Origin of the sequence: Okeania sp. SIO3B5, assembly GCF_010692555.1 — a bacterium.
GTDB lineage: Bacteria > Cyanobacteriota > Cyanobacteriia > Cyanobacteriales > Microcoleaceae > Okeania.
In genome coordinates this window covers 17,371-28,072 of the sequence record NZ_JAAHHG010000085.1, presented here as the reverse complement: position 1 = coordinate 28,072, position 10,702 = coordinate 17,371, and the positions used below count along the sequence as shown (strand labels likewise).

Annotated in this window: 10 protein-coding genes and 1 pseudogene; 3 read left to right on the top strand and 8 right to left on the bottom strand. The window is 39.6% G+C overall.

What is annotated here, in order from left to right; all coding sequences use genetic code 11:
• Positions 1 to 841: 841 nt before the first annotated feature.
• On the bottom strand, positions 842 to 1,021 hold the full coding sequence (locus tag F6K54_RS14035) for a hypothetical protein (RefSeq protein ID WP_293078443.1): 180 nt from the start codon (positions 1,019 to 1,021) through the stop codon (positions 842 to 844).
• Positions 1,022 to 1,282: 261 nt separating this feature from the next.
• Between F6K54_RS14035 and F6K54_RS14030 the strand changes: the two are divergent.
• A pseudogene (locus F6K54_RS14030) lies at positions 1,283 to 2,366 on the top strand (RNA-guided endonuclease InsQ/TnpB family protein).
• Positions 2,367 to 2,653: 287 nt separating this feature from the next.
• On the opposite strand, the gene F6K54_RS14025 reads toward F6K54_RS14030, so the two are convergent.
• The 4 genes from F6K54_RS14025 to F6K54_RS14010 form a co-directional block, all read right to left on the bottom strand.
• Positions 2,654 to 2,767, bottom strand: coding sequence for a PEP-CTERM sorting domain-containing protein (locus F6K54_RS14025; protein WP_293078441.1), 114 nt, complete (start codon positions 2,765 to 2,767; stop codon positions 2,654 to 2,656).
• A gap of 102 nt (positions 2,768 to 2,869) precedes the next feature.
• Positions 2,870 to 2,983, bottom strand: coding sequence for a PEP-CTERM sorting domain-containing protein (locus tag F6K54_RS14020; RefSeq protein WP_293078439.1), 114 nt, complete (start codon positions 2,981 to 2,983; stop codon positions 2,870 to 2,872).
• 103 nt (positions 2,984 to 3,086) lie between these two features.
• Positions 3,087 to 3,200 carry a PEP-CTERM sorting domain-containing protein gene (locus tag F6K54_RS14015; RefSeq protein WP_293078437.1) on the bottom strand — a complete coding sequence of 38 codons (114 nt, stop codon included), beginning with the start codon at positions 3,198 to 3,200 and terminating at the stop codon, positions 3,087 to 3,089.
• Positions 3,201 to 3,302: 102 nt separating this feature from the next.
• Positions 3,303 to 5,108: a PKD domain-containing protein gene (locus tag F6K54_RS14010; RefSeq protein ID WP_293078435.1), complete on the bottom strand. Its 1,806-nt coding sequence runs from the start codon at positions 5,106 to 5,108 to the stop codon at positions 3,303 to 3,305.
• Between the two features lie 684 nt (positions 5,109 to 5,792).
• Here F6K54_RS14010 and F6K54_RS14005 point away from each other — a divergent pair.
• On the top strand, positions 5,793 to 6,020 hold the full coding sequence (locus F6K54_RS14005) for a hypothetical protein (RefSeq protein ID WP_293078433.1): 228 nt from the start codon (positions 5,793 to 5,795) through the stop codon (positions 6,018 to 6,020).
• A gap of 84 nt (positions 6,021 to 6,104) precedes the next feature.
• Here F6K54_RS14005 and guaA read toward each other — a convergent pair whose 3' ends face one another.
• Positions 6,105 to 7,652, bottom strand: coding sequence for a glutamine-hydrolyzing GMP synthase (gene guaA, locus F6K54_RS14000; RefSeq protein WP_293078445.1), 1,548 nt, complete (start codon positions 7,650 to 7,652; stop codon positions 6,105 to 6,107).
• 493 nt (positions 7,653 to 8,145) lie between these two features.
• Positions 8,146 to 9,279, bottom strand: a complete 1,134-nt coding sequence (cbiD, locus tag F6K54_RS13995) for a cobalt-precorrin-5B (C(1))-methyltransferase CbiD (protein ID WP_293078431.1) — start codon at positions 9,277 to 9,279, stop codon at positions 8,146 to 8,148.
• 612 nt (positions 9,280 to 9,891) lie between these two features.
• Here cbiD and F6K54_RS13990 point away from each other — a divergent pair.
• Complete coding sequence (locus tag F6K54_RS13990) at positions 9,892 to 10,362, top strand: hypothetical protein (RefSeq protein WP_293078429.1); 471 nt, start codon at positions 9,892 to 9,894, stop codon at positions 10,360 to 10,362.
• Positions 10,363 to 10,504: 142 nt separating this feature from the next.
• On the opposite strand, the gene F6K54_RS13985 is transcribed toward F6K54_RS13990, so the two are convergent.
• Positions 10,505 to 10,642: a hypothetical protein gene (locus tag F6K54_RS13985; protein WP_293078427.1), complete on the bottom strand. Its 138-nt coding sequence runs from the start codon at positions 10,640 to 10,642 to the stop codon at positions 10,505 to 10,507.
• Between the last annotated feature and the right edge of the window lie 60 nt (positions 10,643 to 10,702).

Below are 10,702 nucleotides of genomic sequence, written 5' to 3'. Positions count from 1 at the left end.
ACTCTGGTAAACGAAGACTGTGCCTGTGACAATCAGGTTAGTTAACTCAGGAGCCGGATGAGGTGAAAGTCTCACGTCCGGTTTTGAATGGGAGGTGGGAGTCGTGAGGCTCCTATCGACCCCTAATACGGGGACGCGGAGATTGGATAATTGAGTAATGACAGCAGGTTTCGGGCAAATGATGTACAGGATAAATGCTGAAAACATTGTAGTGCGGGCATCTTGCCCGCGATGGGTTTACCCCATAGATAGAGTCGCGCTCGTGCTGTAATTTAATCTACTCGCTCTATTTATTAAAGAAAACCCCTGCGTCTTCCTCTCTCCGTGTCTCCGCGTCTCCCCCTCCCCGTGTCCTCTCCACTCAAAGTAGGGGAGATAAAGAAAGATTTGGCAATGGCGCTCAGATGGAAATTTTTTTTTACCGAAATCGAACGGATTTGATATTATTTTTCCTTATATAAGATTTTCCAGAAAGGTAAAGTTTTCCACAATTCAACCATAGTTTTCCACAGAATTTTCCACAAAGATTAAGGTTAAGTTAAAGTCTAAAACATCAATTATTTAAGATTCACTAATATTTTTCTTTGAGGAGTATGAACGACAGTCATCGTCTAGACAAATTTATATTTACGCACTTTGCATAAATATTCTATCCTACATTCTTTACGACAAATTGTAGTATAAAAATTTAGGAGTCAGAATCCAGAATTCAGGAGAAAATAATAACGTAGAAATTGAGTATTTATGCTTAATATTTTCCCAAAAATTTAACTCTTAAGAAAGGTTAATGAAGATAATTTATACAGTATAACCTACATTCCGCACTTCAAAATGTAGTATTTCAGGTTAGCGATTGAAAGTCTTGCCTGATAATAACAATGGAGATACCCTCAGTGGGCACACGGCCGGGTATGCTCTCAAAGTTAATAAGAGATGCTGCCTTAGCAGATTGAGGTATGGCAAGTCCCAGAAAAAAAGCTGTTAGTCCGAGACATATTGGACGAGTATTGAATAATATCATAATTTTACCTGGCTTTGTTGCAAAATAAACAAAAATGTGCTTGGGAGGCGATCGCTTTATTAGACATCTTCAGAAAATAGAGAACAGGGAGAGCATTGACTTAGTTAACAATTTACGTTATAACGCAGTATAATGAGATAATTTTCTCTTGGAATTGAAAATACAGTCGTCAACTCAAAAAAGAGCATTGACTTAATCAAATAATAACTATATAATACCTTAAACTCCCATATACTATAGGCAGACTCTTCTGACTCATACATGAAATCCATTAGAACCAAACTCAAATTAAATAATCAGCAAAAAACGCTTTTAGCCCAACACGCAGGTTATTCAAGGTGGGTTTATAATTGGGGTTTAAGTTTATGGAATGCAGCCTACAAAGATGGTTACAAACCGAATGCACGCAAGCTCAGAGAAGTTTTTACCAATCACACAAAACCACTAATACCCTGGATGAAAAAATTATCTTCTAGAGTTTATCAATATGCTTTCCGAAATCTGGGTGAAGCATTTAAAAGATTCTTTCAGGGGTTGGGTAAATATCCAAAGTTTAAGAAGAAAGGTAGGTCTGATTCTTTTACAATTGATAATTGCGGAAAACCAATAGAATTAAATGGGTGAAATCACAAATTACCATTTATTGGTATGGTAAAAACTTATGAACCCATTGAGGTCTTAACTAAAAAAATAACTATTAGTAGACAAGCGGGTGATTGGTATCTCAGTTGTAGCTATGAATTTCATCCCATAACCACGGCCCAAAAAACTGATGCTATCGGTGTAGATTTGGGCGTAAAAACCTTAGCGACATTAAGTGATGGAAAAGTATTTGAAAGTGTGAGATCGTATCATAAATTTGAAGCTAAGTTGTCTAGGCTGCAATACCTAAATCGTCATAAAGAGGTAGGCTCTGCTAACTGGAAAAAAGCACAACTAAAGATAGCTAGGTTGCATAGAAAAGTAGCTAACATTCGTCATGACGCACTTCATAAACTGACAACATACTTAGCCAAAAACCACGGCAGTGTGTCAATTGAAGATTTGAATGTAAGCGGAATGTTACGCAATCATAAGCTAGCGAAAATCAGATAGCAGATAGTGATTTTATGAATTCAGGCGACAGCTAGAATATAAGTGCGAATGGCATGGTTCTGAGCTAGTGGTAGTTGATAGATTTTTTCCATCATCAAAAACTTGCAGTAGGTGTGGTCATGTCCAAGATATGCCTTTGGATCTGAGAACTTATGATTGCCCAGAATGTGGGTTGTCAATAGATAGAGATTTAAACGCCAGTATTAATTTGAGAAATGCGGTCGGCTCGGTCGTCAATGCCTGTGGATGAGTAACCGCCGACGGCCTCAGTTGTTTGCGCAGCATTCCGCAGGAAAGCAGGAAGTAAACAGTAAAATGTCATATTATGACGTTTTATATCGGTTTTATGAAGCAGATAATTGATTTCCTGTTTTTATTATTGGAGATGTCTATTTGACTTAGGACTTACGCATATACGCTATATATAGTACTCATAACTATTGTCCAATAGTTATTTGCCCTATAAATAGTACCTTTGCGTAAGTCTTGTTTGACTAAAAAGAGCGATCGCTACCCCTCAATTAAAGGAGCTTTTTATTAGGTCTTATCCTTGCGTACACGGGAACCGACACCCAAAGCACCAAGGGTTAACACACCCAAAATTGAACCAGATTCGGGAACTGCTTCTGCTACGCTATATATAGTACTCACAACTATTGTCCAATAGTTATTTGCCCTATAAATAGTACCTTTGCGTAAGTCTTGTTTGACTAAAAAGAGCGATCGCTACCCCTCAATTAAAGGAGCTTTTTATTAGGTCTTACCCTTGCGTACACGGGAACCGACACCCAAAGCACCAAGGGTTAACACACCCAAAATTGAACCAGGTTCGGGAACTGCTTCTGCTACTCTATATATAGTAGTCATAACTATTGTCCAATAGTTACTGCACTCTATACACAGTGTCTTTGCGTAAGTCTTGTTTGACTAAAAAGAGCGATCGCTACCCCTCAATTAAAGGAGCTTTTTATTAGGTCTTACCCTTGCGTACACGGGAACCGACACCCAAAGCACCAAGGGTTAACACACCCAAAATTGAACCAGGTTCGGGAACTGCTTCTGCTACGCTATATATAGTAGTCATAACTATTGGACAATAGTTACTCACTCTATACACAGTGTCTTTGCGTAAGTCCTGTTTGACTAAGAAGAGCGATCGCTACCCCTCAATTAAAGGAGCTTTTTATTAGGTCTTACGCTTGCGTAGACGGGACCCCACACCCAAAGCACCAAGGGTTAACAGACTCAAAATTGAACCAGGTTCGGGAACGTCTTCTGCTTCCGCTTTAAAAGAACCGTAAGCGAAACCACCATCACCGTCTGAGACTCGCAAGTTCATCTCATAAAGGCCGGGATTCGAGAAGAACCATTCACCGCTGTTACCTGTAAAGTCATCAAATAAACCGTCCCCATCAAAATCCCAATCAAAGGTGAGAATATCGTTAATACCTGGGTCTGTCGCCGTGGCAGCAAAATTGAATGTTGTGTTGGTATCGATGGTGAAATCCTCCGTTAAGCTAGTAATGGTGGGGTCGAGGTTGTTGACTGTTAAGGTTCTGGCAAAGATGTTGCTGTTACCACCATCGTCATCTCTTGCTTGACCTGTGTAGGTAAAGGTTCCCTCGTCTGCAAATACCCCCAGATTTGTCTTGACTAAACGGTTGCCAGAAGTACGGGTATCAGTGCCGATATTTTGGTTGTTCAGGAAAAAGGAGATAGAGTCCGCACCGGGGTCAGTGGCAAATAGTTCTGCAAATGCGGAGTCGCCCTCGTTAATAACCGCATTGGATAGGTTAAAACCTTGCAAGGTTGGAGCTACGTTTCTAACTGTTAAGGTTTGGGTTCGGGTATTACTGATGCCACCATCATCATCTCTTGCCTGACCTGTGTAGGTAAAGCTTCCATTGTCTGCAAATACCCCCAGATTTTTATTGACGACACGGTTGCCAGAAGTCCGGTAATCGGTGCCGATATTTTGGTTATTAAGGAAAAAGGATATGCTGTCAGCGCCGGGGTCAGTAGCAGATAGTTGTACAGACGCTGATTGTCCTTCATTGATGACCGTGTTCGACAGGTTAAGATTTCCTAGGGTTGGAGCTACGTTTTGGACGTTTACGGTTCCGGTGATTCTTTGGCTAGTAACACCGTCTTCATCTCTTACTTGTGCGGTCTGGGTGTAAGTGCCGTTGTCAGCAAACGGACCTAATGACACTGTTGTGGATACCCTGCCAGAACTTACCGATGGAGTCCTGGTACTTACCTTTTGATTATTAACATAGAAGTCGAGAATATCTAGGTCTGTATCCTGAGCAGATAATGTTGCCGAGACCGACTGCCCTTCAAAAATATTGATGTTTCCATTCCGACCGTTGAGTAAAAATGATTCAAGTGTCGGCACAGTTTCTAGTGTAATGCCGCCGTACTCAACATAATAGCCCACGGAATTAGCTTCGGGATGCTTCCAACCCCAAGCTCGCGCTACATCATTTGGCAGGTCGTTCCAAGTACCACCCCCATGTTTCCAAATATGAGCGTAGTCTTCGGTGTTGCTTAACAACTCGTTAGGTTCTCCTGGATGAAAATTGTTGTAACCAAGTTGCGTGCCGTTCTGCCAAAATACTCTTCCCGCTTCTGGCCCTGTCACCCACCGCCAAGTTCCGTCTCTTCCAGCATCACTGGCACCGATCCATCCACCCCAGTCAGAGACACCAAATCTCGAAACAATAAAGTTCTGTTCTGCTGGGGAGGTGATAGTTGCCAGATATCCCTGCAAACCTCGATAAGAGCGATTTTCTGCTAGTGACTTTGCTTGAGTCCAAGTGTATCCACCGCGAACGAATTCGTAGTAATGACCTGTAGAGGAATTGTACAAGATGCTAGCGATCGCTGGTTTCCCTATTGCTAAAGCGATAAGTGTTGCTCCAAGGGAAGCTACAATTCGTTTGGTTTTGTAAATCATAGAATTGTTTTTTCCTTCATATAGTTTTTTCACGTTTCTATAAAATCATTTATCTTGAGGAGCAAAATTTATGCACCTAAACAAGAAACCGCCTGTATTGCCCTAATTATCTGGACTTTTAAAACTACACATAGAATTGTTTTTTCCTTCATATAGTTTTTTTCACGTTTCTATAAAATCATTTATCTTGAGGAGCAAAATTTATGCATCTAAATAAGAAACCTGGTGTATGGCACTAATTATCTGGACTTTTAAAACTACACTAGGACGATATTTTTTCGACAAAGTTTTATGAATTAATTTGAGGGCTAAATCTGGTTTTTTGACAAATTATTTATCTTCTTTTCCTTCTGGTTAGGACTTACGCAAAGACAATATGTATAGTGTTAAACCTTAAGGATATCTCTATATTGGCGCTGTTTAATAGGTTCTAATTGGCGATCGCCTGAACCACAAAATTATCATCAACTGAAAAATTTGATTGAAATTTATTTAGATTGTCTGGTATAATTAGAATTTGCTGAAAAAGTCTTTTAGTAGGGGTAGGAGACAACCCACCCCTAGCCCCTCCCAGGAGGGGAAGACAGGAGAAACGGGGAATTATAGAGGAGGTAGTCGGAAAAATTGTAAGAGTGATTTTTCTGCCATAATCGTCCCAAAATACTAGCTTTATGCAGCTCTTTCCGCTGAAAAGCTGGCAATTTTTTCGACAAAAAAATGCTACAACCAATATCAGTCAATGCTTTAATATTTAATCAGCAGAGCAATAATTATATAAAATATTGTCAGTATCTAATAAGTAGTCAAAAAAATTACACGATCAGCAAGGTTTGCGATCGTGTAGGTTTATTTGATCGAGGTAGCTTGAAAGTTAAAAATCCTGGTGGTGTTGGGTTGCGTTTTCGCTTAACCCAACCTACGGTATACAAAAGTTTCATCAGTTAGATATTACTTCTGTACGGGCGATTTCCTACGGAATGCTCCGCAAACGCGAATCGCCCCTACTGACTTCTGACTTCTGAGTTCCGATCACTCCCACTCAATAGTTCCAGGAGGTTTAGAAGTAATGTCATACACCACTCGGTTAACACCTTTAACCTCATTCACAATGCGATTAGAAATAATTTCCAGTAAATCATAAGGTGCGCGAGACCAGTCAGCAGTCATCCCATCCTCACTAGAAACAAACCGCAAAACAATAGGGTAAGCATAAGTACGTTTGTCTCCCATTACCCCCACACTACGAATAGGTAACAATACAGCAAAAGCTTGCCAAAAATCGTGATACATTCCTTGCTGTTCAATTTCATCACGCACAACAAAGTCAGCATCTCGCAAAATTTTCAACCGTTCATCCGTAACTTCCCCTAATATCCGAATTGCTAACCCTGGACCGGGAAAAGGATGTCGTCGCACAATTTTTTCTGGTAAACCGATGGAGCGACCTACTTTTCTGACTTCATCTTTAAATAGCTTGCGCAACGGTTCGACTAACTTAAATCTCAAATCTTTCGGCAAACCCCCAACATTATGATGACTCTTAATTTTAACAGCCACCCGCTCCCCTGTCTTAGGGTCAACATTAGTATCAGCAGATTCAATCACGTCTGGATAAAGAGTACCTTGAGCCAGATAATCAAAAGGCCCTAAACGTTTTGACTCCTCTTCAAATACTTGGATAAACTCATGGCCAATTAATTTGCGTTTTTGTTCTGGGTCTGTAACTCCTTTGAGTTTAGCCAAGAAGCGATCGCGAGCATTTACATATTCAACTGATATATGAAAAGATTCTTGAAATATTTTCACCAAGTTTTCTGGTTCATACTTCCGCATGAAACCTTGGTCAATAAACATACAAGTTAATTTATCCCCGATCGCCTCATGCAGCAAAAATGCTAAAGTTGAAGAGTCAACACCCCCAGATAGTGCTAATAATACTCGTTTATCCCCTACCTTGGCTCTAATTTCTCGAATCGCTTCTTCTACAAAAGCTTCTGTTGTCCAAGTTGCCTCACATTGACAAATATGGTACACAAAATTTCTAATCAAAGCTTGACCACCAAGAGAGTGAACTACTTCTGGGTGAAACTGAGTCCCATAGAGCTTTTTCTTATGGTGAGCGATCGCTGCACAGGGAGTATTATCCGTATGAGCTAATACTTCAAAACCAGAAGGCATTTTCGCCACAGAATCTCCATGACTCATCCACATGGTTGTGCCTTCTTCCACATTAGTCAGCAAATCTGTAGGGTCATCTATAGATAAAGATGCTTTACCATATTCAGCTAATTGAGCGCGTTTAACTTCACCCCCTAATTGCTGTACCATCAACTGCATTCCGTAGCACACGCCCAAAATTGGTATTCCCAACTGCCAAATTTCGGGGTCGCAATGAGGTGCAACTCCGTCGTAAACTGAGTTAGGACCTCCAGAAAGAATAATTCCCTTGGGATTGAGAGTTGCCAGTTTTTCAGCAGTTGTCCGATAAGAAATGACTTCTGAGTATACTTGAGTTTCGCGAATCCGGCGGGCAATTAGTTCTGAATATTGAGAACCAAAGTCCAGAATCACGATCATCTGACGATTAAATTGAGTGGAGAAATCTGAAATTTCTTCTGTCTGTTTTGTTAGAGTCACGGTTAATGTGCTATAATATTTTACTTGTGAGGTTAATTTGACTGAGTTTTAACTTGTCAGCCCAAGCTTAGTAAGATATAAATATATGTTTTTTTTGTGAGGAAAATTTGTTTCTCCACACTTTTTGTTTCAAACTAAATTTTTCCTACTACCACAAAAGCTTTGATACTTGAATCGCTAATAAGCTAGCAACTGACAGGTTAAGTTGATTAATGAGCAATAGGGATCGCTTTTTCTGCCGAATTATTCATCAAGGCTAGTTCTATTAAAAATTTTTTGGTATCCTGACTAGGAAATGATAATCTGCTTCTAAACCAGTTACTCACTCTAGCTAGTTATGACATTTACCAATTCCGTTTTTTAATTTTCCCCCGCCCCTCATCCACTATTGTTTATTTTTCCTATGAATACCCTCATCTAGAGTTATGGTATTCTAAATAGAATAACAAATTTGTGCGAAAAGTGTATCAGCAACTTCAGTTTTTAGGAAAATTTTACGATCGCGGTCAAATAACATCGAACCTACTTGGACCTGTTTTTGACTATGATTAAAAATATAAGCTTGACTACGTTCCTCTATACGGTAGGCGATCGCCCCATAAACCAGATCCACCCAATTATTGTCATTATCTTTATCGAAACTCCGTAGGATTTTCAAAGCAGCCTCGGCAGTAGTACAAGCAAAAATTTCTTGTAGTACAGAAGTGGGCAAACCTATATTTGCGCAGTGAGCTGTTAAAATTTCTAATCTTCCGTCAGCTAGATGGTGATGAGTATGAAAAATTCCACCAGCTAATTTAATTAATTTGCCATGATAGCCTAACAATAAAATAGACTCTACTCCAGCAATAGCAGCAGCTACTAACATTGGGCCTAACCAGTTAGCTGTTTTAATAGTCTGCTGTGGTGGTATTCCCATTTTCATCGCTATATCTAAACCATTTTCTCCCACACAAAAAACCAAACAAGTAAATTGTGATGCCTTTTGTTGTAACTCCTCCCGATAAGCATCAAGTTGCCCAGGCACACTCAAAGGTTGAGAAACTCCTGTAGTGCCCAATAAAGAAAGTCCTTCAACTATGCCAAAAGCTGAATTAGAAGTCCGAGTTGCTAGTTGACGTCCCTCTGGCAAGATAATTGTCACTTTAATTTGTTCATTAAAATTTAGCAGAGGTTTCAAATTTTCTTGTAGCAGTCGTCGTGCATAACTATAGATAGCTGCTTCCCCATTCCTAATATGATGTCCAACTCCAGCGCCACCCAAAATCACAATTTGTTCTGAAGCGTCACTTATAGAAAACTCAGTTAATTCTACCATTGCCCAGACAGGAGTATTGCGAGTTAGATCGAGATTATTACCGGGATCGGAACGAGTAATAGCTAAGGCAATATTATTTTTCAGCAAAGCTATTTGCTCAATAGGAATATCTACAATTCTTGCAGATTCAATTAAATTAATTGAGACAGTAGATAAAGACGAGATATTTTGACGTATCCAATGGAGCGCAGCTACAGCAGCAGCACAAGCAAATACAGGTAGAGTATATCCAGCGCGAGGTTCAGTCATCAGTTTTAACGAACTCAGAAGTCAGAAGTCAGTAGGAGCGAATGGCCATTTGCCCCTACATAAGTTATTTTTGTAACGGGGGTTTGAGCAACTCTCCAAAAATATTTCGCCTTAAAAGACGGGGTTGCGCGACCTTTTTATTTTGATAAGTCAGAAGTCAGAAGTTAAGAGTTTAGAAGGAATTAGCAATATATCAAAATTCAATTAATTAATTTTTTGGCAGTAGGAGCATATTACCAAAAAAGTGGGTCTAAAGCCTCGCCCGACCCGCCGACCCCAAAAAGGCACTTATCTTTATATGTCAATGCTTTTAGATTTAATCAGCAAGCCCTATCTAATTATACCGATGCTACTGGATTTGATATAAATTATTGGATAATGGAAGGCAGTGGGAGCAAGATGCTCCCATATCAAGTGAGGGCGCTATTCGGAGCTTGGCGGAACCCCAATGCCATTTGCTTCGCATAACTATCGTTAACGCCCCTACATATAGCGTTTTAAAGGTTAATTTGGATAAGTCCTGTATACGTCATATATAGTGTCTTTGCGTAAGTCCTGTATATTTGTTTTTAGGTAAATTTAACTATTGTCCAACAGTTAAGGGAAAAAATCATGGGTACTAGAGAAGCGTCTTTTTTATTAGGTATGTCTCGTCAACGTTTATTAGTTTTATTAGCTCAAGGAAGAGTTAAAGGAGCACAGAAAAAAGGCAGATTCTGGGAAATACCAGTATCAGACAGTGGAATGCCTGTAATAATCCCGGCTCGGCGCGGTCCGAAAGGTATGTGGCGCAAGAGAGAATCTACCACACCAAAAATGATTCATGTCAATCAAAACAAAATTCAAAGTAATAAAAATAAGCCTCCAACAGAATTGGAAGCTGTAGTGTCACTCAAGCACGGCAATGATAACTATTATGGTTATGAGTTATATATTTCAGGTCCTTGCCAAATAGTCTATCGACCTTACAAACCAGCAAGTTGTGGCGCTCATCTGTGGATTAATACTTTTGATTCTGTGCAATTTATAGATACTAAATCGAATCCAGCCACTGCAAGGCAATCTAGCAAGCAAATTTTCTAGTCTGGTTTCAAAAACAGTCCGCTCAACCAAAAAATATTTATTCGCTCTCATAGCTCAACTGACAATAACCTCAGCAGGCTTTGTGCTGTTTGTGAGAAATCGTCACAGCATTAAGATTTTGATATTCGTATTTTTTCACAAATCATTTAGGATTGCTATAGATACGCTTAGGGCTACAAAATAAAGGAGCAAGTCGTTTGGTTTGAAGTTTGGCAGATATTAATTTTGCCATTGGTTGGTGATTTTTAGTAATAATAATTTCTTGTCTTTCCGCAGCCATATTTTTAATTTAAAAGTCAAAGGTCAAAAGTCAAAAATCAGAATTTCAAGTTAAAAGTCA